The following is a 22,849-nucleotide window of genomic DNA, read 5'->3' as shown; positions in this document are numbered from 1 at the left end:
CCCGGCTAGCGTTGCGCCGTGACTGTGCGGATCGCGATGTGGTCAGGACCGAGAAACCTATCCACGGCGTTGATGCGCTCGTTCGAGAACCGGCCGGACTGCACGGTCCTCGACGAGCCGCTGTACGCCGCCTACCTCGCGGCCACAGGCCTCGATCACCCGGGCCGTGACGACGTCCTCGCCTCCCAGCCGAACGACTGGCGGGTCGTGGCCGAGGAGATCACGTCCGGGCCGGTCGGGTCGGCGGTGCAGTACCAGAAGCACATGACGCATCACCTGCTCCCGGAGATGGACCACGGCGCGTTCGCCGGACTCTCGCACGCGTTCCTGGTCCGGGACCCGGAGCGGGTGCTGACCTCGTACGCCAAGGTCCGTGAGGAGCCGACGCTCGAGGACCTCGGACTGCCGCAGCAGGTGGCGCTCTTCGAGGAGTTCGGCGGGCCGGTGGTCGATGCCGCCTCGATCCTGGCCTCGCCGCGGGCGGCTCTCGTCGGGCTGTGCGAGGCGCTGGGGATCGGCTTCGACGAGGCGATGCTGTCGTGGCCGGCCGGCCGCCGCGACTCCGACGGAGTGTGGGCCCCGCACTGGTACTCCGGGGTGTGGGCCTCGACCGGGTTCGCCGCCTCCTCCCCCGGCGCCGCCGACCCGCTGCCCGCGCGCCTGGAGCCGCTGCTGGAGCGCTGCCTGCCCTACTACGATCGCCTCGCCCCCTATGTCATGGCCCCCGATATCAAGAACGGCGACTGATGCTTCAGACCTACGACCCCCGCAACGACCACCTCCAGGTCTGGATCAACGGCGAGCTCAGCCACCGCCTGGAGGCGCGGATCTCGCCGTTCGACTCGCTCGCCCAGGGCGGCGACGGCGTCTGGGAGGGGCTGCGGCTCACCCGGGGACGCATCTTCAAGCTCGACGAGCACCTGCAGCGGCTGCGGCGCTCGGCGCGAGCTCTCGCCTTCTCGGACATCCCCTCCGACGCGTACATGACCGAGGCGATCCGGGAGTGCCTGGCCGCCAACGAGATGCACGACGACGTCCACATCCGGCTGACGCTCTCGCGCGGCGTCAAGGTCACCTCCGGCATGGACCCGCGGCTCAACCAGTCGGGTCCGACACTGATCGTGCTGGCCGAGTTCAAGTCACCGGTCTACGACGACTCCGGGATCACGCTGATCACCGCGGCCCAGCGCCGCCCGCGCGCCGACATGCTCGACCCGAAGATCCATCACAACAACCTGATCCCCTCGATCCTGGCCAAGGTCGAGGCGACCAACGCGGGCGCCGACGACGCGCTGATGCTGGACGACGCCGGCTTCATCGCCGAGACCAACGCCACCCACTTCTTTCACGTACGCGACGGCGTGCTGCGCACCTCGACGACCCGTGCGTGCCCCGAGGGGATCACCCGCGCCACCGTCCTCGACCTCGCCGCCGAGCTGGGCCTGCCGGTGGACGTCGGCGACTTCTCGCTCACCGATGCCCACACGGCCGACGAGGCCTTCGTCACCGGCACGATGGGCGGGCTCACCCCGGTGGTCTCCCTCGACGGCCGGCCGATCGAGCGCGGGCCGATGACGCAGCAGCTCTCGAAGGCGTACGCGGATCTGCAGGCGACGACCGGGACGGTCGTCGCCTGACGCCTCACCCGACCCGCTCGAAGAGGGCGCTCTCGAGAACGACCGTGCCCTTGCCGTACGTCTCGTCGAGGCGCCGCTGGAGACTGCCGTCGTCGAGCAGCACACGCAGGTGGACGGCACCACGGGACAGACCGCTGCCGACGTAGTAAGGCTGGTCCGCGAGCTCGTCCTGGATGTCGGCGAGCTCCTCCTGGGACACGGTCGCGCGCGATACGCAGAGCATCCCGCCCCAGGTCTTGCGCAGCTCCTTCTCGGCCGCGGCGGGGTCACCGGTGACGCGTACGTTGAGGATGAGCTTGCGCGGGTCGTTCATCGGACGCTCCACCCGGGTCTGGTCGAGCCACAGGTCGCTGTAGCCCGGCAGCCGGTGGGCGGCGGACACGGTCGCCTCCTGGGTCTCGAACGTGGTCCGCTCGGGGTCGATCACCTTCCAGCCACCCTCGGGCTCGGGGCACGGGCTGCTGAAGTCGACGACCTCCTCCTCCGGCGCGACCGACGCATCGTCGGCCGGCACCGCGTCGGTCACGGCGAACGTGGTGTCGTCGAGGGTGCCGGTGACCTGGAAGTCGCCCCAGCGGGTGCCTCCGGCCTCCTCGTGCTCGGGATGGTCGGCCCAGTCCCAGCCGGTCACCTCGAGCCCCTCGCACTGTGGCGGCAGCGACTCCGCGACAGCCCCGAGGCACAGCTGCGGCCCACCGCCGTCGTCGAGCACCGTCACGGTGCCCGTGGAGCGGACGGTGCCGCTCCCCGCGGCAGGGTCGAGCACCTGGTCGTTCCCACATGCGCTCGCCGCCGCGAGGAGCAGCACCCATCCATATCGCCACATACCCTGTAGACGGCCGAGGCGAGGCTCAAGTTGCACTCGACTGGCTGTCACGCCAGGCGACGAGGTCCTCTAGCGGCTTGAGGTCGTAGTCGGGACCGCCGACCCCATAGGTGAACAGCCGGGCACCGGCGTCGTAGAGCGGCTTGGCGGCCTCGGCGCTGTTGGCCGCGGTCGAGATCTCGATCTCGTTCACGTCGCGGCCGATCGCCTCGCAGTGGCCGGCGAGCACGCCACGCTTGCGCTCCAGGGTCTCCACGTCGGAGAAGGAGTGCCAGATGTCGGCATGCTTCGCGACGTACTTCAGGGTCTTCTTCTCCCCGCCGCCACCGATCATCACCGGGATCTTGCGCGTCGGCGCGGGGTTGAGCTCGGACCAGCGCTTCTCGATGCGCGGGAGCGCCTCGCCGAGCGCGTCGAGGCGCGACCCGGCGGTGCCGAAGTCGTAGCCGTACTCGGTGTAGTCCCGCTCGAACCAGCCCGAGCCGATCCCGAAGACCAGCCGGCCCTCGGAGATGTGGTCGACGGTGCGGGCCATGTCGGCGAGCAGCTCAGGGTTGCGGTAGGAGTTGCAGGTCACCAGGCAGCCGATCTCGGCGCGCGTGGTCTGCTCGGCCCAGGCCGCGAGCATGGTCCAGGCCTCGAAGTGCTTGCCGTCGGGCTCGCCGTAGAGCGGGTAGAAGTGGTCCCAGTTGAAGAGGATGTCGACGCCGATCTCCTCCGCGCGGCGGGCGGCATCGCGGATCTGGGCGTAGTCGGCGTGCTGGGGCTGGATCTGGACTCCGATTCGGATCGTCATGTGTCCAACCCTACGGAGCGCCTGGCTTCCGTCCCCGCGCGAATCGGCCCTATCGTTCGGCAGGCGGCGAATCGCGCCGTACGAGAGCTGAAGAGGGTGCGAGATGCGACTCGGCTGGGATCTGCACGATGACGGCAAGAACGTACGCGAAGGGGCGATCGTCAAGCCCGGGGAGCGGTTGAGCTGGCCCCGGACGATCGGCTTCGGCGGCCAGCACGTGGTCGCGATGTTCGGCGCCACGTTCCTGGTGCCGCTGCTGACCGGGTTCCCGCCGACCACGACGCTGTTCTTCTCCGGCCTCGGCACCCTGCTGTTCCTGCTGATCACGCGCAACCGGCTGCCCTCTTATCTCGGCTCGTCCTTCGCGTTCATCGCGCCGATCGGCGCCGCGATGGGTGGCGGCGGGATGGGATCGGCGCTCTTCGGCATCCTGGTCACCGGTGCGCTGCTGGCGCTGGTCGGGGTGATCGTGATGGTCACCGGCACCGGCTGGATCGAGGCGCTGATGCCGCCGGTGGTGACCGGGGCGATCGTCGCGCTGATCGGCCTCAACCTGGCCTCGGCCGCAACCAACAACGTGGTCGGTGGTGACCCGGCCAACCCCGACAACGGCGCCGTGCTGGTCGCCGCGATCACCCTGGCGACCGTGCTGGTCGTCGCCGTCGCCTTCCGCGGCCTGATCGCTCGACTCTCGATCCTGGTCGGTGTCGTCGTCGGCTACCTCGCCGCGCTGGTCATGGGCCAGATCGACACCTCGGCGTTCCAGGAGGCCGCCTGGTTCGGGCTCCCCGACTTCTCCACCCCGACCGTGTCCTGGTCAGTGGTGCCCATGTTCCTGCCGGTCGTGCTCGTCCTCGTCGCCGAGAACGTCGGCCACGTACGCAGCGTCGCCCACCTCGCGGGCGACGACACCATCAACCGCGAGACCGGCCGAGCCCTGTTCGCCGACGGCCTCGCCACCACCATCGCCGGCGGCTTCGGCGGCTCGGCGACCACGACGTACGGCGAGAACATCGGCGTCATGACCGCCACCCGGGTCTTCTCGACCGCCGCCTACTGGGTCGCCGGCGTGGTGGCGATCCTGCTGTCGCTGTCGCCGAAGTTCGGGGCGCTCCTGAACACCATCCCCGCCGGCGTGCTCGGCGGGATCACCGTCGCGCTCTACGGCCTGATCGGCCTGATCGGCATCCGGATCTGGCTGGACAACCGGGTCGACTTCGCCGACCCGGTCAACCAGTTCACCGCCGCCGTCGCCCTGGTCATCGGGATCGGCAACCTCACCCTGACCTTCGGCGACCTCACCTTCACCGGCATCGCGCTGGGCACCATCGCCGCGGTCGTGATCTACCACGGGATGAGCGCGCTGGCGAAGGTCCGCGGCCGTCGTCCTGGCTCAGAACCTGCTGCGCGAGGTGGACGTCGGTGAGAACGCAGCGCTGAGCCGAAGCATCTTGGCGAGCTCGGTGGCCTCGTCCACGGACAGGAAGCCGTCACCCTCACCCGACCCGAGGACGACACCGCCGTCATCGAGCCTCTCGACGTACTTGTCGATGCCACCCGGTAGCGCCTGCGCCCTCCCCACGGAGAGGTAGGTCAGGCATCCGATCTTCGGTTCAGGCGTTCCGACCGGCTGCACTTCGGAGAGAGCGCGCATGAAGGACCTCGGGCCCACAGCGGCCCAGTCCGGCTCCCACACAGAGATGAGCTGGCGCAAGATCGGGTCCGCGAACACCCCCGCGTCCTCTCCGCGCCACGTGAGCACAAAGGCGTTACGTACGTTCGGGGCCGCGGAATACCCGCCCACATTCATCGTGATCGAGGAGTCCTCGGTCCTCTCTCCGCGCGCATCGTACGCCTGGGTCACCCCGAGATGCGGTGCGTCGACGTTGCGACGGAACGCCTCCCCTATCACCTGCAGGGCGTTCGCAGGATCTGCGATCAGCCCGTCCGCGAGATGGGGCGACGACCACCGAAGGGCCTCACCGACCACGTCGTCCAGAGCCGCGAGGAACGCCACCAGCTTGTCAGCGATCTGAACCGGTGACTCCTGCCTCGGACCCCAGAATCCCCGCGCGATCAGTTCGTCCATCTCCACGCGTTTCCTCGATCAGATGCTGATCGGATCAGCTCAGACTGTCCGCCCGCTCCGAGCCCTACGCCCTCGAGCCGGGTCAACGATCCCTCTGGCCCTCGCCGAAGAGCGCGGCCTCCATGTCGACGGCGTACGCCGGTTGCTCCCACTCGGCAAGATTGACGACGACGAACGGTGTCCCGTCGGGTAGCAGCACGTTCACCTCGTCCAACAGCCGACGGAGCCCCTTCGCGGCGCCGCTGTTGCCGCGGCCGTCTTGGGCCTCCAGCCATCCGGCCGCCTTCTCGACCACGTCCGCCGGCTCCAAGATCACCCGAACCTTCGGATCCTCTGGCCACGACACGCCCTCCATCGTGCACGTGCGGAAGCCGGTGAACATCAGCCTGCTCCGCGAGAGGTCCACCCGCCGCATCACGACCGACTCCTGCTCGGGGAACGGCAGGTCGCGCGCCAGACCCGAGCGCTTGCCGTCGAAGATCACCTCGCTCAGGTCGGTGGCGAACATCGTGTCGCTGATCGAGCAACGATAGAACTCGGTGCCCTTCATCTTGGTGTCGGTGAAGGTACACCTGGTGATCGTGACCCCGGACCACATCCGACGACCGAGCTTGGCCTTGCTGAAGTCCACGTCGGTCCACGTCGGCCACGAGTCGGCCGTCGCTCCGCCCACGGTGGCCTGTTGCAGATCAGCACCGACGAGGCTCGTCCGACTGCTCTCGACTCCCAGCAAGCGGGAGTTCTTCAGGCTCGCCTGGTCGAGGACGCAGTCCTCGACCACGACGTCGAAGAACCACAGACCCGAGAGATCTGCGTACGTCAGGTCGATACCGCTCCAGCGCACGCCCCGCAGCTCGCGCACGTCACCCGCAGGAAACGTCGGCAGGCCACGTAGATCGACGCGCCCGTCGAACGTCCCGATGCCTTCCGGCAGTGGCGCTGATGTGTCCGACAGCCAGCGCGCAGTGGCCGCCGCCAGCCCTGGCTGGTCCCTCCAACGCTGCGTGACATCCTTCTTGCTCACGTTGAACTCGTTCCTAGTCGTGTGTGTCGGAGACGCGCCACTACCTTAGGACATGGCCGAGAGGGCCGACTGCCAGCCGACGACGCTCCCGCGCGCGTCCCACTAGTTCGTGAAGAGTCCGTGGCCCTGTCCCCAGTCGGCGTTGTAGTCGCGCTCGTGGGCTCTCATCTCTCCTCGCGTGGTGATGTCCCACCAAGCGTTCGGGCCACCGTCGATCGAGTAGAAGTCCGGGCCGTACCTGAACCGCGGGGTGACGCCCACGTTGATGTTGGGGTCGGCCTCGACCTGCTGTTTCACCCAGTTGTCGATCCGCTCGCCGCGGAATATGGCTTCGAAGAACTCCTTGCCTTCCTGGTCTGCCAGGTATCGCTGCGCCGGCGTGAGAGTGATCTCCCCTGCGTCGAACTTTCTGACCGCTTCATCGACATACGCCTGGAGCCGGTCCCTGATGTCGTCGCGGCACGGCGAGAGGCCGAGGGGGTCGTTCCAGGTCGTCGGGTTGTGGACGTAGGTGTTCGGGTTGAGCGCGGGCGCGAGCCCCAGCGGGTCCTGGCTGAGATAGCGCGCCGTCGCCGGGTCGTAGTAGCGCTGGTGGTTGTAGAAGAGACCCGTCTCGTCGTCTGCGTACTGGCCGGCGAAGCGGAGCGGGGTCGCCGTCGACTCGGTAGACACACCCCAGACCGTCCGGCGGGCATGCCAGGCGAGTTCTCCGTCGGGGGTCACCAGCTCAGAAGGTGCTCCGGCCAGATCGGTCACGATCGAGTAGAAGCGGGCGTCGACCTCGTCCTGGGTGAGCTCAACCTGAGCGAGGGGCCGGTAACCCTGGTGCACCCATGAGAGGGTGTCGCCGCTTTCATCGGTCTGCTCGATGAGGACCGGGCCGTCCCAGGCGAAGAGGGTCTCCTCGACCACCTCGCCGGACTCAGCGTGGCGGCGCTTGGCGACGCGGCGGCCGAGGGCGTCGTAGAGGTAGGTCCAACGGGTGCCGTCGGGAGTGCGCACGGCAGTGAGGCGGTCGTTGGCGTCCCACTCGTAGAGCCACGTGTCCGGTTTCTCGGAGAGCCGGGTTCGAGTTTGGCGAACCAGTCGGCCTTGGGAGTCGTAGGCGTAGCGGCTGCGGCCGGCGCGAGTGAGGAGGGTGCCTTCGTAGTCGCGACGCTCCGTGTCGCCGCCGCCGGCGGCGGAGCGGGTGATGTTGCCGAGCGGGTCGTAGGAGTACACCTCGGACACGGAGTCGTCGAGGGCGACCGAGGTGATCCGATCGGCGAGGTCGAGCTCGAAGCGGCGGGCGCCGGTGAGGCGGTCCTCGACTCCGATCAGACGACCGGCGGACTCGTACGCGTAGGTGCGCTCCTGGAGCACATCACCCGGCGTCGAAGTGGTCTCCCGCTGGAGGCGCTGGGTCAGGGGCTGACCGAGGAGGTCCCAGGTCTGCTCCAGGACTAGATCGCCGGTGGTGCGGCGGGTCTCGCGGCCGGACAGGTCGTGCTCGAAGGCGATCTCCTGGCCGGCGACGGTCATCCGCTCTGGGGCGAGGCCGAGGCCGTATGACCACTCGGTCTCGACGCCCGCAGGCGTCAAGCGACGGGTCGGTCGTCCGAGGGCGTCGTACGTCTTGGCCACGCGCCGACCGTTGACCGACTCCGCTAGCACCCCGCCGAGCGGATCACGCTCGATGACCAGATCGACGCCTGGAGAGGTCGCGCGCAGGAGACGACCGAGCGGGTCGTACGCCATCGTCGTGGTCTGGTCGCCAGCCTGCTCGGTGACCACGTTGCCGAGAGCATCGTAGTCGTAGGCCAGCCGCTGACCTGCGCCGTTGACCTGCTCGACCATCTGGCCGGCGGCGTCGTAAGCGTAGGTCAGCGTCCGGCCGTTGTAGTCGGTCTCGGCTGCAAGACGTCCGACCTCGTCGTAGTCGTAGCTCCAGGTCGCACCCTGAGGACTGGTGACGCTGGTGAGCCGCAGCTCGGGGTCATAGGCGTAGCGCGTGGTCGCGCCGTCGGGCGTCATCACCTCGGCGGGCATGTCGAAGTGGGTGAATCTGGTCATGGTGGTGCGACCAGCAGGATCGGTGTAGGAGACCGGGTTGCCCTCGCCGTCGTACGTCCAGGCCTCCCTCGAACCGTCCGGCAGAACCCGAGAAGCGAGCTGACCGTCGACGGTCCAGGAGTATGCGGTGCGGGCGCCCAGGGCGTCGGTGCTGGCGACGACTCGGCCGAAGTGGTCCCGCTCGAACTCGGCCCAGCGCCCGTCCGGCCCGACGACCCGCCGCGGCAGACCGGCGGCATCGGTCTCGATGGTGCGGACTCGACCGAGTGGGTCGGTGACCGAGGCCAGGTGACCGTGCTCGTCGTAGCCGAACTCGGTGGTCGCACCGTTGGCGTCGGTGGACGAGGTGCGCCGCCCGGCCTCGTCGTAGCTCAACGTCGTCACGGACCCGTCGGGAAGCACGTAGCTGGCCGGTCGCGGCCCCGCTACGGTGTCGACCCACTCCATCGTGATCTGGCTACCGTCCGGTCGAGTGACCTTCATGAGGTTGCCGGCTTCGTCGTAGGCGAACGTCGTGCGGCGGCCGAGCGGGTCGGTGCGCGCGAGCAGCTGGTTCTGCCCGCTCCACTCCGAGCTGGCGGCACCACCGAGCGGGTCGATTCTGGCGACGACCTGGAAGCGGGAGTTGATCTTGAACGTCGTGGTGAGTTCACGGGAGTCGGTGACCCTGGTCTCACGCAGGCCGCTGGCGTTGGGCTCGCCGTACTCGAACGTGTTCCGCATGACGCCGTCGGAGCCACCCTGGCTGACACAGCGGCCCTGGGTGTCGTAGACGTAGTCGTAGAAGGTGCCGTTGCGGTCGACCCAGCGGGTTACACGGTGCTGGGTATAGGCGAACTCCAGCTCCTCACCGGAGCCGTTGACGACTCCGACCAGATCGCCATGGTCGTCGTAGCGGTAGCCCGCGACCTGTACCGCGTCGGCACCGTCAGAACGGGTCACCGACAACCCGGTGACCCGGTTTCCGGTGGTCACCACCTGAACCCGGTACCCCGCACTGTGGGTCACCTCCGCGGGTGCGCCCTGCTCGTCACGGGTGAACCGGATCCAGTCGCCCGACGGGTTCGAGATCGACGACAGCCAGGCAGTCCCGCCCACGACGGCGCCGAAATGACGGGTCTCCCCGGTCGCCGTGTCCAGCACGCGATAGCCACCATCCTCGGTGGCCTGCAGCCGGAGCGGCCCGCCAGCGACCGGCCGGGCGTCCTCGCCGACCGTGAAGTTCTTGAAGACATGCGCCCTGGTGTCGGCGGCCACCACGACCGCTGAACGTCGTCCGACCAGATCGGTGTGGACATCGATCCGCTCGTCGAACGTCGAGGACCAAGAGAGGCCGAACCAATGACCGTAGGTCCAGTCGCTCGAGTGCTTCCGACTCAAGACCAACGGGAGGTCACCCGGCAGCGTCAGGTCGGTCTGCTGCAGGAAGACCGCGCCCGTGGCCACATCGACCGGGTCACCACAACCCTGCTGGTCACGATTTCCGTCCTTGTCCGTACCACCCTTGTCCGAGGGCAGGCTGTCGGTCCGGCCGGGCTTGTCGGAGCCGGATCTCGCCATGTCGCTGTCCAGGTCGCGACGTGCCTCCGCGTGCTTCCGGATCCCGTCGGCGACGTCGTCGGCGTTCTTCTTCAGCGAGTGTCCGACGTCGGTGAGAGCCTTGGTCGCCGCGTCCCGGAGCTCCTCGACGACATCATCCATCTTTCTGGCCATCGAAGTTCTCCTAGGACTGGAAGAAGGGCAGGGCGGACACTTCGGCTGCGAACGTGGTGCACAGGTCGTACTGGTCCGCACCGCAGTCGTTGAGCGCGGTGGCGATCTGCTCCATCACGTCGTAGCTGAGCTCGGTCGCGGCGGTCGCGTCGCCGTCGGTCACCAGCGGAGCCCCCGCGATCGACACGGCGAGCTCGGCGATCGTGCCGGTCAGCGGCTCGACCACCATCGTCGCCAGCTGACCGATCAGCTCTTCCATGGCGATATCGGTCGCGATGTCGAGGGCCTTCTTCCGTGCAGCGATGATCGCTGCGTTGCCGACCACGCTCAGGCCGGCGGTGACCACCGCGCTCGCAGCGGCCGCGGCGATCTGGGCGGCCGTGATCGTCAGCTCGGCGATGACCTTCATCTTCAACGCAACGATCGCATCGGCGGCGACATCGATCCCCGACGCGACCCCGGGCAGCGTGTCGAGCACCGCATCCATGTTCGACGTACGGTTCTCGGTCCACGCCCTGATCAGGGCATTCGTCGACTGGGCCTTGGCGCCGTCGCCGAGCTCGTTGACCCGGATCTGCAGCTCATCGAGAGTGCCGCGCAGGTCCGACTCCAGCCCGCGCAGCAGCTGCGCGGCGTCACGGACGGCATCCTCGTCCACGTTCGGCCATTCATAGCCGAGCAGGTCGAGAACGAAATCCAGCTCCCCAGGGATCGTCATCCCCATCCTCATGCCCTCCCGCGGTCGTTTGGAGATCAGGCGACCATGACGAGATCGGCAATCGAACCCGAGCACGAGCCACCGCGACGGGAAAGGCTAGTGGAGACGTACCGGGCCGGACAGCGAATTTCCGAGATCTCCGGCCGGTCAGGGATGCGTCAGGGGAGGCGCTCCAGGAGGTCGCCGATCTCGACGCGGGCACCGGTGTAGAACGGCACCTCCTCGCGTACGTGACGGCGGGTCTCGGAGCCACGGAGGTGGCGCATCAGGTCGACGATGCGGGAGAGGTCGTCGGCCTCGAAGGCCAGCATCCACTCGTAGTCGCCGAGGGCGAAGGACGGGACGGTGTTGGCCCGGACGTCCGGGTAGTCGCGGGCCATCTGGCCGTGCTCGGCGAGCAGGCGGCGGCGCTCCTTGTCGTCGAGGAGATACCACTCGTAGGAGCGGATGAACGGGTAGACCGCGACGTAGTCGTGGGTGCGCTCGTCGGCGAGGAACGCGGGCAGGTGGCTCCGGTTGAACTCGGCCGGGCGGTGCAGCGCCATCTGCGACCAGACCGGCACGAGCCGGCCACCGAAGGCGGTGCGGCGCAGGCGGTGGTAGGCCGACTGCAGCTTGTCGGAGGAGTCGGCGTGCAGCCAGAACATCACGTCGGCGTCGGCGCGCAGGCCGGCCACGTCGTAGGTGCCACGCACGACGATGTCCTCGCCCGCGAAGGCAGCGAAGAGCTCCTCGACCTCGACCGCCTCGGCCTTGCGGTCGGCATCGCCGAGGGTCTCCTCGAGGGAGAAGACCGACCACATCGTGTAGCGGATCGTGTCGTTGAGCTCGTTGATCTTGGCTGCGTTGGACTTGATGTCGGCCTGCGGGTCGGTCATGCCCCCATTTTGCGCTACCGCCGGTCGCCGATCCGCGCCGGGCTCCATCCTCCGGCCTCTAGGGTGTGGGCATGCTGCCGCTGCGTACCCGCATCTTCGCCTTCCTCCAGGAGCGCCTGGTCAAGACACCGCTGAACGCCGAGGAGATGATCGCCCTGCGCGCCCAGCGCGAGGGTCTCCGCACCGGGCCGGTCACCGCGTTCCTCTTCGGCCGTCCCGCGGACGTCGAGATCAAGGAGACGTACGTCGACGGGCGCCGGTTCGCGATCTACACGCCTCCGGGCGTCGGCGACGGCGCACCGGTGGTCATCAACTACCACGGCGGCGGCTGGTGTCTCGGGACGCCGGAGCAGAGCGCGTGGGTCTCGTCGCACGTGGCCGCGGGGACCGGCTCGATCGTGGTCGCGCCGTCCTACCGGCTGGCGCCGGAGAATCCGTTCCCGGCTGCGGTCGAGGACGCCTGGGCGTCTCTGGAGTGGGTCGCGAAACATGCCACCGACCTGGGCGGGGACCCGTCGCGGATCGCGGTGATGGGCGACAGTGCCGGCGGCAACCTGGCAGCAGTGGTGTCCTTGATGGCCCGTGACGCGGGTGGGCCGTCGGTGCGGGCTCAGGTGCTGATCTACCCGGCGGTGGAGATGTACGAGAAGTTCCCCTCCGAGGCGGCCAACGCCAACGGTCCGGTGCTGACCTCGACGCAGATGAGCACCTTCGGCCACCTCTACATGGGCGAGCGCTACGGGGACGAGTCCTGGCAGGCCTCTCCCCTGCGTGCTGCGTCCCACGCCGACCTGCCGCCGGCCCACATCATCACGGCGCTGCACGACCCGATCCGCGACCACGGCACGCGGTACGCGGAGGTCCTCCGTGCGGCCGGGACGCCGGTCTCGCTCGTGGACTACGACACCGCGTTCCACGGGTTCATGTCGCTCCCCGGCGTCGCTCCGGCTGCTCGGGAGGCTCTGGACGCGATCATCGAGTTCCTGCGGTGAGATCATCAGGAGCTTTCTACATTCGCTTAGGAGTTTGTTAACCCTCGGCGCCGGGCCGTGTTGTAACGTTCCACCCAGGTGTCCGTCGCCAGGTTGTCTCGGGTTGTGCGCCACCTGGATCCCCCCATTCGCCTGCGACTGAGAGCGCTTTCGCGAGTCCTCGGCGAGCCCTGCGCACACGGAAAGGCGTAGCGACATGCCAGACGTCTCCATCAAGATCGAGACTCTTGATCAGACGGTCAAGAAGCTGGATTCGATCATCGACGAGTTCGACCACGCGGTCGGCAATGCCGACGCGCTCGAAGGCGCCATCGGGAACCCGTTCCGCCGCGGCGAGCTGCGTAGTCAGGCCGACGACTTCGAACAGCGCTGGGACATGAAGCGCAACGATCTCAAGGACGAGCTGTCCGACGTGCGAGACCACATCAAGGGCGTCGTCGAGGGCTTCCAGAACTGGGACAGCGAGACGGCTCTCCTGTTCCAGCAGAAATAGATGGAGTGAGTCATGGATCAGTCACCCAAGGGGCGGGAGATCCAACCCGTCACCGGCGACTCGGCGGTGATCGTCGCTCGCGGGAACAAGATCGAAGAGCTCGGCGAGCAGATGTCCGAGGCGGCCACCGTGCTCGAGCAGATCGCCACCGGAGAGCTGGCCGACGGCCAGATGCAGGGAAAGGCCGTCGCTGAGCTGCAGGACAAGATCGGGTCCTCCTACGAGACGTTGCGGGAGGCCAGCGAGCTGTACACGCCCGTCGGGCCGTTGATCGCTGCGTACGGCAAGAGCCTCGGGGAGATCCAGACCAGGATGGGACCGCTGGTCGAGTCCTGCACGGACAAGTGGACCACCTATGAGGGGCTTCCGGGAGACCGCGAAGAGGACGACGCCGAGGGGCAGGCGAAGAAAGCCGCGTACGACGAATGGCAGGACGACGCGGAGAGCTGGGACGCCCAGTACGACACCTGGGAAGACGCCTATGACCTCGCGGTCAACGGCATCGGCAACGAGATGGCCGGCAGCATCAAGGACGGCTTCTGGGAGATCTTCGGCTTCCTCATCAACATTCTCGAGGCCATCGCCATGGTCTTCATGATCGCCGGGCTCTTCCTCGGTGGCATCGTCGCCGTCATCGGGTTCGCCCTCGGCGCCTTGGTGCTGATCGGCAAGATCGTCCAGGCGTCAGCCGGCAAGTGCGAGGTGACAGACGTGCTCTTAGCGGTTCTCGCGGTGCTCCCCTTCGGAAAGCTCGGCCAGATCGGGAAGGCTTGGACAGCGATGGGGAAGGGTGCCGCCTCCGGCGGGAAGACCGCCGGCGCGGCCGGACGAGGCTACGGAAACTTCGCTCTGAAACGAGCGGCGCCACTGAACCCACCTCCCGTGAACGTCACGTTCGGCGCCAAGTTCAAGACCGCGCTCTCCATCTCCACCGGCTTCAGGGAGGTCCCCCGGACCAGGGCCGCTTGGATGGCCAACCCGTTCAAGCCGCCCAAGGACATTCCCGTGGGCATCATGAGCGGCTCCGACATCGCTACCGGGATGGCCATCTACGGGGGGATACGCACAGGCACCTGGGGCCAGAAGGTCGGGGCCGGCTTCGACGGGCTCAGCGGCCTGGGGAAGTGGGCCGGCGAGTGGTACGGCACCACCTCGACGAGCCAGGCGCTGAACGAGCGGCGCACCAATGACCAGCAGAGCGCACAGCCCTCGGAGGGATGATGCCGGAGACGTGGGAAGCTGAGATCGCCCAGCCGTCGGAGCGATGGATCTGGGTCCCGCACGCGGGCGAGCTCGACACCTCGGGTGCGGAGACGTGGGTCGAGGACGTGCTCGCCACGCTCCGCGACACCTGGGACGGCGAGTGGACCGACGAGGTCGACCCCGGCGCGCGTGCCCTGCTCGCCCACCACCTCGCCGGCGACCTCCACCCCGGGACGCTGGCCTCGATGCTCCACTGGCCGTTGCCCGCCCCCGTCGTCAGCCGGGTGCGGGTCGTACTCGGGGGCGGCGAGCCGACCTCGCCCGAGGAGTGGCGGCAGCAGGGCTTCGACGTCGATGAGTACGCCGGGGCCGCTCTCGGTCCCGGACTGAGATGCCTCGCGTCCAGGACCGGAGAGATCGACGGTGAGACCGTCGAGTTCCTCACCGGCATCTTCGTCTTCTCGACGCAGGAGATCAGCGTGATGGTCGTGGTCGAGGCAGGCGCACCCGAGACCTTCGGTCTCACCATCGCGGACATGCCGCTCTTCCTCGCCGAGCTCGAGGTCGTACGCCCCGATGGCACCCCCTTCTCGGCAGAGCCGGTCCCCGGCGTGACGAGCGACCCGTTCGACGCATGGGAGGACACGTCCTTTGTCTGAGGCAGCACCCGCCCCGCAGTCCTCGCTACGCGAGCTGCTCGGCGGCACCAAGGAGCCGGAGTTCGAGCTGAGGCTCCTCCCCGGCTGGGAACGACACTCCCCCGGCGAGGCCGACCGGGCCGCGATGGACGCGGCGTTGAAGAAGCGCTTCATGAGCATCAACAGGCCCGAGCTCCACGCCTCCATGCGGGTGCAGCTCGATCAGGCGTACGCGCTCATGAAGCAGCATCAGGTCAAGGCCTACTTCGCCGCCACCGCAGAGACCGACAGCCTCGCCATCATTCCCGGCGCGATCGTCGCGACGACGTTCCACGCGCACAACGGCGGGACCCTCGACACCCACGTCGCCGCGATCATCCGTGACCACGGCGCGAAGCCGTTGTTCGGCGACAAGCGGTTCATCAGGTACGAGCGCGAGTCGACCAAGACCGCCCAGGGCGACGAGCCGGTGGTCGCGACGACGATCGTCTACATGACACCCGTCCCCGGCTCGAAGCGACGCCGAGGGCTCCAGCTGACCGCGACGATCGCCCGGCCGATGGACATGGCCGCGACCGACGAGAAGTTCCTGGCGTGGAAGCTGGCACTGGATGTCTGTGTCTCGACCCTGCGGTGGGTGCCGGCCTGAGGATCAGCTGATGTCCGCGGCGGCGCGGTGGGCGGAGGCGATCGTGGCGGGGATGCCGACCCCGTCGTAGGAGGCGCCCGCGAGGGCCAGGCCCGGGACCGCTCTGAGGCCCTGCCGGATCCGGGCGACCCTGTCGAGATGCCCGACGGGATACTGCGGGAGCCCGTCGGTCCAGCGCTGGACGTGCACGTCGGACGGCTTCGCGGTGATGCCGGCGATCCGCTCCAGGGCCGCCAGCGAGTCGGCGACGAGCCGGTCGTCGTCGTCCGAGGGGGGCTCGCCGTGCCGCCCGATGGAGGTACGCAGGTAGTTGCCGCGCTCCCCCACCCAGGCCCACTTGGCGAAGGAGAAGGTGGAGGCCTTGATCGCGCAGTCCTCGACCGGCGGTACGAGGAATCCGGACCTGCCGGCCAGCTCCGCGGGGAGGTCGGGGAAGGCGAAGGTGACCACGGCGACGCTCGCGGTCTCGATCCCGGAGAGCTCGCGCGCCACCGAGGGCGCGGTCGAGCGGAGCAGCTTCGCGGCGACCGGAGCGGGGGTCGCGACGACCACGGCATCGGCCGCCTCCACCTCGTCGCCGGTCTCGATCAGGAAGCCCTGCGGGGTCCGGGTGACGGTGTCGACGTGGGTGTGCAGCCGGATGTCGAGGCCATCGGCGAGGGTCGCGGTCAACCGGGACATGCCGCCGTCGATCCCGGCGAAGACCGGGACCGTCGAGCTCGGGAGCGCGGCGGCAGCCTCCAGCAGCGACCCCTTCTCGGCCAGCATGAACAGCTGCGGCGCAGCCGCCTTCACCGAGATCGCACGGGCGTGGCCGGCGTAGACCCCCGCGAGCAGCGGCTCCGCCAGCCGGTCGGCCGTCTCGTCCCCGAAACGGGACGCGATGAAGTCACCGACCGAGATGTCCTCATCCGTCTTCGCAGGCGGGAGCGTGGGTTCGCGGCGTACGACCTCCAGGGTCTCCTCCGAGAGAAGCCCCGAGGACTCGAGCGCAGCCAGGTCGAGGGGCACGCCCATGATCGACCGCGGGATCGGGCGCAGCGCGCCGCGGGACCAGATCGACGACTTCGCCTCGGTCGGGTGGACCACGTCGAGGCCGACCTCACGAGCCAGGGACACGCCCTCCGGCCGGCGGTTGAGCATCGCCTCGGCGCCGACGTCGACGGTCTGCCCGGCGACGGACTCCCCGCGGATCTTTCCGCCGACCCGGTCGGATGCCTCCAGCACGGTGACCCGGTGACCCTTCAGGGACAGATCGCGGGCCGCGGTCAGCCCGGCGATCCCTGCTCCGACGACGATGACACGCACAGGAGAAGTCTCGCATCCCCCTGATCGCCAGGATCAGGTGAGCCGCTCGACCGCGACCTTGGCCTCGAGCAGCCCCGCACCGGTTGCCTCCCGGTAGACCTTGATCGCCTCGATCTTCTTGCCCGCGCGCACCAGCGCGACGACCTCGTCCTGGCGCGGTACCGGCGGCTCCTCCAGCCCCGCCTGCTTCAGGAGCAGGTCGACCTTGTCCTCGAGCCTGTTCATCCGGCGGGTGAGCTCCGCCCGAGTTCTGGTCGCCGAGGACTCGATCACGACGTAGAGCAGGATCAGACCGGCGAGGGCGACGACTCCGAAGATGTCCACAGCCGAACCCTAGTGCCGAGGCGTCACCCCCGTCGGCCGAGACGGCACCGAGGTGCCGTCTCGGCCGACGTACCTGACGCCTCGGCGGGAGGGGGTCAGCTGGCCAGCTTTCCGAAATTGGAGCGGTGGAAGACGAGGGGCTGGCCGGCGCCGTGGTCGGCGGCATGGAGCTGGAGGAGTACGACGATGTGGTCGCCGGCCTCGACCTCGCGGTAGATCGTGCAGTCGAACTGCGCGAGGCCCTCGTCGAGGGTGAGGGCTCCGTCGAGGGACGAGCTGACCACGAGGCCGTCGAAGCGGGAGTCGACGGGGCCGGCGAGCTGGCGGCAGACCTCGCCGTGGTGCTCGGCGAGGACGGTGACGCCCAGGTGCGAGGAGCGCCGTAGGTCGGGCCACGTCTTCGAGGTCCGAGCCACGGAGAAGGAGACCAGGGGCGGGTCCAGGGACACCGAGGTGAACGACGACGCGGCCAGGCCGACGGGGCGACCGTCGACCACCGCGGCGACCGCCACCACCCCGCTGGGGAAGACTCCGAAGGCCTGCCGCAACGCGGCCGGGTCGAGATCCTGATTCGTACGCAGCGGACTCGTCATCACGCCACCACCTCTCTCGCGGGCACTGCCCGCGCCTCGTCCACCGCCGTGTCCCGCAGCCTCTCGCCACGGGTCTCCGGCAGCAGCCACATGCAGGTCAGACTGACCACGGCGACCACGACGTTGTAGCCGGCCACCCACCACAGCGAGCGGTCGTCGGAGAGCGCCACCAGGGCGGCCGCGATCAGCGGCGTCAGCCCGGAGGCCACCACTCCGGAGATCTGGTAGAGCGCGTTGAGCGCGGAGAACCGGTAGCGGGTGTCGAACAGCTCGCTCCAGAACGCCGCCAGCGGGCCGTAGACCGTGCCGTAGACCAGACCCAGCCCGCCGACGAAGGCGGCGACCGACGGCACCACCGCGCCGGACTGCACCGCGGCCGCGACCGGGAAGGCGATCACCAGCCCCAGCACGGCCCCGACCGTGTAGACCGGCCGCCGTCCGAACCGGTCACTCAGCGCTCCGGAGAGCACGGTCATGACCACGCCCAGCAGCGCGCCGGCCATGATCGCGTTGAGCACCACCGACCGGCTCAGCCCCGCGTCGGCCACCGCGTAGGAGAGCAGGAAGACCGAGTAGAGGTTGTAGGTGAACCCCTCCACGAACCGCGTCCCCATCCCGAGCAGCAGCGTGCGCGGCTGACGCCGGAAGAGCTCCCCGACCGGCAGCTTGGAGACCTTCTTCTCGGCCTGCACCTCCTGGAACGACGGCGTCTCCATGATCGAGAGCCGGATCCAGGCACCGATGGCGAGCAGCACGATCGAGATCAGGAAGCAGACCCGCCATCCCCACGCCAGGAAGGCCGCGTCGGGCAGCTGCGACGCCACCGCGAACGCCCCGGAGGCGAGCACCAGCCCGCCCGGGACGCCGATGTGCGCGAAGCTGCCATAGAGCCCGCGGCGGCCGGCCGGTGCGTATTCGGTGGCCAGCAGCACCGCGCCGCCGTACTCACCACCCACGCCGATCCCCTGCAGGATCCGGAGCACCACGAGCGCGATCGGAGCGAGCACCCCGATGGAGTCGTACGTCGGGAGCAGCCCGACCAGCGAGGTGCCCACTCCCATGATCACGAGCGTCCAGATCAGCATGGTCTTGCGACCGATCCGGTCGCCGAAGTGGCCGAAGATCAGGCCCCCGACGGGGCGGGCCAGGAACCCCACGGCGAAGGTGCCGAACGAGGCGAAGGTCGCCGCGGTGCCGCTGAGCCCGTTGAAGTAGAGCTTGTCGAAGACGAGGCCGGCGGCGGTGCCGTAGAGGAAGAAGTCGTACCACTCGATGGTGGCGCCGACCGAGGCCGCCAGCGCCACCCGCTTCGGGTTGGCCGTCGCTGCAGACATGCGCGTCCTCCCTACTGGGCGGCGGCACCGAAGGGCACCGCTGCCCCTCGGCCGACGACAGGAGCGGGGTGCGACCACAGGCCGCGGCGGGCGAGCTCGGGCAGGACGCCCTCGCCGAACCAGTACGACTCCTCCAGGTGCGGGTATCCGGAGAGCACGAACTCGGAGATCCCGACCGAGTGGTAGGCCTCGATCAGGTCGGCGATCTCGGTGTAGGAGCCGACCAGCGCGGTTCCGGCACCACCACGGACAAGCCCGACGCCCGCCCACAGGTTGGGGTAGACCTCGAGCCCGTCGCGCGAACCCTGGTTGAGCTCCAGCATCCGCCGCTGACCCTCCGAGACGCTGCGGGAGAGTCCCGCCTGGACCCGCGCGATGTCCTCGTCCGAGATGTTCTCCAGCAGCCGGTCGGCCTCGGCCCACGCGGCAGACGAGGTCTCGCGGGCGATCGAGTGCAGCCGGATCCCGAAGCGGAGCTCGCGGCCGCGGTCGGCGGCGAGCTTCTGCACGCGTCCGATCTTCTCCGCGACCGCGGCCGGCGGCTCACCCCAGGTCAGGTAGACGTCGGCGTGCTCGGCGGCGACATCCAGGGCCGCGGGCGAGGAGCCGCCGAAGTAGACGTCCGGGACCGGCGTCGGCCGCTGCTCGAGCCGGGCGTTCTCCACCGAGAGATGCTTCCCGGAGAAGGTCACCGTCTCCCCCGCCCACAGCCGGCGGACGATGTGCAGGAACTCCCCGCACCGCTCGTACCGCTCGTCCTTGGCCAGGAAGTCGCCGTACATCCGCTGCTCGTGGTCCTCGCCACCGGTGACGACGTTGAGGAGCAGCCGCTGCCCGGACAGGTTCTGGAACGTGCCGGCCATCTGCGCGGCCAGGTAGGGCGAGACCGAGTCGGGCCGGAACGCGACCAGGAACTTCAGCCGCTCCGAGAGGGAGCTGAGCATCGCGGTCGTCACCCAGGCGTCCTCGCACCACGCGCCGGTCGGCGTCAGCGCCGCCTCGAAACCGAGCTGCTCGGCGCTGCGGGCGATCTGGCCGAGATAGGGCACCGTCGCCGGACGGCCCGACGCCAGCGCGCTGACGCCGTGACCGCCGCCGATCACGTGCCGGCCGTCGCCGCCGTTGGTCGGGAGGAACCAGTGGAACTTGAGCGTGCTCATCGCTGCCTTTCAGTGGGATGTGGTGGGGGTGTCAGATCTGTCCGTGGCGCGGCGGCCGGGTGCCGTCGACGGCCCATCGCCCGAGGTGCTGGACCTTCCAGGCGGCCGGGTCATGGAGGGTGTGCGTGCGCGCGTTGCGCCAGTGGCGGTCGAGGTTGGTCGACGTCAGAGCCGCCCGGGTGCCAGAGACCTCGAGCAGCCGGCTGGTGACGTCGACCGACACGTTCGCGGTCGACGCGCGGGCCGCCGCCACGGCCAGGCTCGCCTCCGCGGCCGACGCCTCGGTGAGGTCCGCGTCGGCCTCGTCCACGTGTCGCGCCGCCTCGGCGAGGAGCGCCTCGGCGCTGCGTACGGCCAGCTCCATCTCGCCGAAGGCCTGGACGACCAGCGGGTCCTGTGCGGCCGTCTCGGCACCGGCGAGCGCGACGGCGTCGGCGTAGGGGCGGGACTTCGTGCGTACGAACTCGGAGGCCTCGTCCAGCGCGCGCCGGGCGATCCCGGCGTCGATGGCCGCGTGCAGCAGCTGCGCGAAGGCGCCGTAGGTCGTCGGCACGTCGAACGTGACGGAGAACGGCGTCACCCACTCCTCGGCCACGGCGACGTCGGTGAGGCGCACCGTGCCGGACCCGGTCGTACGCTGCCCCACGGCGTCCCAGTCGTCGACGATCTCGACGCCGGGGGTCTCGGTGCGGACCCAGGCCACCTGCAGCGGCCCGTCGACGTCACGCCGCGCGAGCACGGCGAGATAGTCGGCGAAGAGCGAGCCGGTGCAGTAGAACTTCTCGCCGTTCAGCAGCCACTCGCCCTCCTCCCGGGCAGGCGTGAGGGTCGTCCGGATGTCGCGCACGTGCTTGGTCCCGAACTCCGACTGCGCGTTGGCGACCAGCGCCCCCGCCCGCACCTCGCTGTAGATCCGCTGCTGCTGCTCGCGGGTGCCGTTCAGCCGGAGCTGGTTGAGGAAGACGAAGTGGCTGTGCGGGACCTGGCCGACGTTGGGATCACCCCACGAGACCAGCCGGAACACCTCGGCCACGGTCGTGGCGGGCAGCGAAGGCCCACCGAACTCGAGAGGGACGGTGAGCGCGCCGAGCCCGGCGGCGGCGTACGCCTTGACCTGGTCGTAGGGCAGCGCCCTGACCCGGTCGCGTCCGCCGTCGCCGAGCGCGAGCTCGTCGGCCAGCCGCCTCGCCACCAGCGGCGCGGTCTCGGCGTCGAGCCGGGCGATCTCCGTCGTGCTCAAGCCACGGACTCCAGCTGCTGCGCCTCGAGCTCGCGCACGATCGGCAGGACGCGCTGACCGAAGTACTCCACGTCCTCGAGGTAGTGCAGGAAGCCGCCGAGGATCAGGTCGGCGCCGGCCCGCTTGAGCTCGACGATCCGCTCGGCGACCTGCTCGGGCGTGCCGATCAGCCCGGTCCGGAAGCCGTCGTTGTACTGCACCAGGTCCTCGAAGGTCGAGTCCTGCCACATCCCGGTCTTGTCGCCGGTGGACTGCCCGGCCTGCTTGACCGCCGAGCCGAAGCCCTCGACGGCCTCGCGGTCGGCCTTGTCGATGATCTCCCGGAGAGTGTCGCGCGCCTCCTTCTCGGTGTCGCGGGCCACGATGAAGCCGTTGATCCCGAACCGGACCCGCCGCCCCAGCGGGCCGGCGACCGCGTTGACGTCGGCGATCTGCGCGGCGAGGCCCTCGGGGGTGTTGCCGTTGGCGAAGTACCAGTCCGAGACGCGGCCGGCCATCGCCTTGGCGTCGGAGGAGTTGCCGCCCTGGAAGATCTCCGGGTGCGGACGGCCCTCGCTGGCCAGCGGCTTCGGCTTCAGGTCGAAGTCGTGCAGCCGGTAGAAGTCGCCGTTGAGCTCGGCGGCCTCACTCGTCCAGATCTCGCGGAGGTAGCGGATGAACTCCTCCGAGCGGCGGTAGCGCTCGCCGTGCTCGAGCCACGGCTCGCCGAGCTGGGTGAACTCGTCCTTGAACCAGCCGCTGACCACGTTGACGGCCGCGCGGCCACCGGAGAGGTGGTCGGCGGTGGCCAGGAACTTGGCGAGTACGCCGGGCTGCCACAGCCCCGGGTGGACCGCGGCGATCACCTTGAGTCGCTCGGTGGCCAGCAGCAGCGCGAGGGAGAACGAGGTGGACTCGTGCTGGTAGGCCGCACCGTAGGAGGCCATGTAGCGCACCTGGGAGAGGGCGTACTCGAAGCCGTTGTTCTCGGCCAGCTGCGCGAGCTTCTTGTTGTAGTCGTAGCTCCAGTCGGTGCGCTGCTCGATCTTGCTCACCACGAGGCCGCCGCTGACGTTGGGCACCCAGTAGGCGAACTTCAGGGGCTCGGTTGCCGGTGAAGTCATGCTGGTCTCCTTGGATCGCTAATGTCTACTAAACTTATCTGATTAAACAGGAGACGGGACCGGATCTTCCGATGTGGAC

General features: G+C 69.0%; 22 protein-coding genes. 8 read left to right on the top strand and 14 right to left on the bottom strand.

Translation table 11 applies throughout. The features are described 5' to 3' along the window. The first annotated feature begins 36 nt into the window (after positions 1–36). Positions 37–747 carry a sulfotransferase-like domain-containing protein gene (locus ABT304_RS11535; protein ID WP_350715452.1) on the top strand — a complete coding sequence of 237 codons (711 nt, stop codon included), beginning with the start codon at positions 37–39 and terminating at the stop codon, positions 745–747. After that, positions 747–1,637, top strand: a complete 891-nt coding sequence (locus ABT304_RS11530; RefSeq protein ID WP_350715249.1) for an aminotransferase class IV — start codon at positions 747–749, stop codon at positions 1,635–1,637. The genes ABT304_RS11535 and ABT304_RS11530 overlap by 1 nt, the downstream gene beginning before the upstream one ends. A gap of 4 nt (positions 1,638–1,641) precedes the next feature. On the opposite strand, the gene ABT304_RS11525 is transcribed toward ABT304_RS11530, so the two are convergent. Beyond that, positions 1,642–2,463: a hypothetical protein gene (locus ABT304_RS11525; RefSeq protein WP_350715247.1), complete on the bottom strand. Its 822-nt coding sequence runs from the start codon at positions 2,461–2,463 to the stop codon at positions 1,642–1,644. A gap of 25 nt (positions 2,464–2,488) precedes the next feature. After that, on the bottom strand, positions 2,489–3,259 hold the full coding sequence (locus tag ABT304_RS11520; RefSeq protein WP_350715245.1) for an LLM class F420-dependent oxidoreductase: 771 nt from the start codon (positions 3,257–3,259) through the stop codon (positions 2,489–2,491). A gap of 103 nt (positions 3,260–3,362) precedes the next feature. Here ABT304_RS11520 and ABT304_RS11515 point away from each other — a divergent pair, with 103 nt between their 5' ends. Then, positions 3,363–4,685, top strand: a complete 1,323-nt coding sequence (locus tag ABT304_RS11515) for a uracil-xanthine permease family protein (RefSeq protein ID WP_350715243.1) — start codon at positions 3,363–3,365, stop codon at positions 4,683–4,685. Here the strand turns inward: ABT304_RS11515 and ABT304_RS11510 are convergent. From ABT304_RS11510 to hemQ, 5 genes are all read right to left on the bottom strand, one after another. Then, entirely contained in the window at positions 4,653–5,348 is a 696-nt protein-coding gene (locus ABT304_RS11510; RefSeq protein ID WP_350715241.1) for an Imm52 family immunity protein, read from the bottom strand. The genes ABT304_RS11515 and ABT304_RS11510 overlap by 33 nt on opposite strands. An 82-nt stretch (positions 5,349–5,430) precedes the next feature. Next, positions 5,431–6,372: a pentapeptide repeat-containing protein gene (locus ABT304_RS11505; protein ID WP_350715239.1), complete on the bottom strand. Its 942-nt coding sequence runs from the start codon at positions 6,370–6,372 to the stop codon at positions 5,431–5,433. Positions 6,373–6,474: 102 nt separating this feature from the next. Beyond that, complete coding sequence (locus ABT304_RS11500; RefSeq protein ID WP_350715238.1) at positions 6,475–10,137, bottom strand: RHS repeat-associated core domain-containing protein; 3,663 nt, start codon at positions 10,135–10,137, stop codon at positions 6,475–6,477. 10 nt (positions 10,138–10,147) lie between these two features. Further along, the gene (locus ABT304_RS11495; RefSeq protein WP_350715236.1) at positions 10,148–10,855 is read right to left on the bottom strand and encodes a WXG100-like domain-containing protein; all 708 of its coding nucleotides are present in this window, start codon (positions 10,853–10,855) and stop codon (positions 10,148–10,150) included. A gap of 158 nt (positions 10,856–11,013) precedes the next feature. Next, positions 11,014–11,733, bottom strand: coding sequence for a hydrogen peroxide-dependent heme synthase (hemQ, locus tag ABT304_RS11490; protein WP_160027130.1), 720 nt, complete (start codon positions 11,731–11,733; stop codon positions 11,014–11,016). Between the two features lie 71 nt (positions 11,734–11,804). Between hemQ and ABT304_RS11485 the strand changes: the two genes are divergently transcribed. The 5 genes from ABT304_RS11485 to ABT304_RS11465 all read left to right on the top strand — a co-directional run bounded on the left by ABT304_RS11485 (position 11,805) and on the right by ABT304_RS11465 (position 15,708). Then, entirely contained in the window at positions 11,805–12,725 is a 921-nt protein-coding gene (locus tag ABT304_RS11485) for an alpha/beta hydrolase (protein WP_350715235.1), read from the top strand. Positions 12,726–12,921: 196 nt separating this feature from the next. Then, on the top strand, positions 12,922–13,218 hold the full coding sequence (locus ABT304_RS11480) for a flagellar protein FlgN (protein WP_160027126.1): 297 nt from the start codon (positions 12,922–12,924) through the stop codon (positions 13,216–13,218). Between the two features lie 12 nt (positions 13,219–13,230). After that, positions 13,231–14,439, top strand: coding sequence for a hypothetical protein (locus ABT304_RS11475; protein ID WP_350715233.1), 1,209 nt, complete (start codon positions 13,231–13,233; stop codon positions 14,437–14,439). Then, positions 14,439–15,080, top strand: a complete 642-nt coding sequence (locus ABT304_RS11470; RefSeq protein WP_350715232.1) for a hypothetical protein — start codon at positions 14,439–14,441, stop codon at positions 15,078–15,080. Before ABT304_RS11475 ends, ABT304_RS11470 begins: the two co-directional genes overlap by 1 nt. Then, positions 15,073–15,708, top strand: a complete 636-nt coding sequence (locus ABT304_RS11465) for a protein TPRXL (protein ID WP_350715230.1) — start codon at positions 15,073–15,075, stop codon at positions 15,706–15,708. The genes ABT304_RS11470 and ABT304_RS11465 overlap by 8 nt, the downstream gene beginning before the upstream one ends. Positions 15,709–15,711: 3 nt before the next feature. Here ABT304_RS11465 and hemG read toward each other — a convergent pair whose 3' ends face one another. From hemG to sfnG, 7 genes are all read right to left on the bottom strand, one after another. Then, positions 15,712–17,016, bottom strand: a complete 1,305-nt coding sequence (hemG, locus tag ABT304_RS11460) for a protoporphyrinogen oxidase (protein ID WP_350715228.1) — start codon at positions 17,014–17,016, stop codon at positions 15,712–15,714. Positions 17,017–17,049: 33 nt separating this feature from the next. Then, on the bottom strand, positions 17,050–17,340 hold the full coding sequence (locus ABT304_RS11455; protein ID WP_350715226.1) for a ribosomal protein L7/L12: 291 nt from the start codon (positions 17,338–17,340) through the stop codon (positions 17,050–17,052). Positions 17,341–17,435: 95 nt separating this feature from the next. Continuing rightward, entirely contained in the window at positions 17,436–17,933 is a 498-nt protein-coding gene (locus ABT304_RS11450; RefSeq protein ID WP_160027116.1) for a flavin reductase family protein, read from the bottom strand. Then, on the bottom strand, positions 17,933–19,267 hold the full coding sequence (locus ABT304_RS11445) for an MFS transporter (RefSeq protein WP_350715224.1): 1,335 nt from the start codon (positions 19,265–19,267) through the stop codon (positions 17,933–17,935). The genes ABT304_RS11450 and ABT304_RS11445 overlap by 1 nt, the downstream gene beginning before the upstream one ends. Before the next feature lie 11 nt (positions 19,268–19,278). Continuing rightward, entirely contained in the window at positions 19,279–20,427 is a 1,149-nt protein-coding gene (locus tag ABT304_RS11440; protein WP_350715222.1) for an LLM class flavin-dependent oxidoreductase, read from the bottom strand. A gap of 31 nt (positions 20,428–20,458) precedes the next feature. Next, positions 20,459–21,667, bottom strand: a complete 1,209-nt coding sequence (locus ABT304_RS11435; RefSeq protein ID WP_350715221.1) for an SfnB family sulfur acquisition oxidoreductase — start codon at positions 21,665–21,667, stop codon at positions 20,459–20,461. Beyond that, on the bottom strand, positions 21,664–22,770 hold the full coding sequence (sfnG, locus tag ABT304_RS11430; protein WP_350715219.1) for a dimethylsulfone monooxygenase SfnG: 1,107 nt from the start codon (positions 22,768–22,770) through the stop codon (positions 21,664–21,666). The genes ABT304_RS11435 and sfnG overlap by 4 nt, the downstream gene beginning before the upstream one ends. Positions 22,771–22,849: the final 79 nt, after the last annotated feature.

Source organism: Nocardioides sp. NPDC000445 (assembly GCF_040300245.1).
In the GTDB taxonomy this organism is placed as follows: domain Bacteria; phylum Actinomycetota; class Actinomycetes; order Propionibacteriales; family Nocardioidaceae; genus Nocardioides.
The sequence above is the reverse complement of the archived record's forward strand: the minus strand, read 5'-3'. Positions and strand labels throughout refer to the sequence as shown.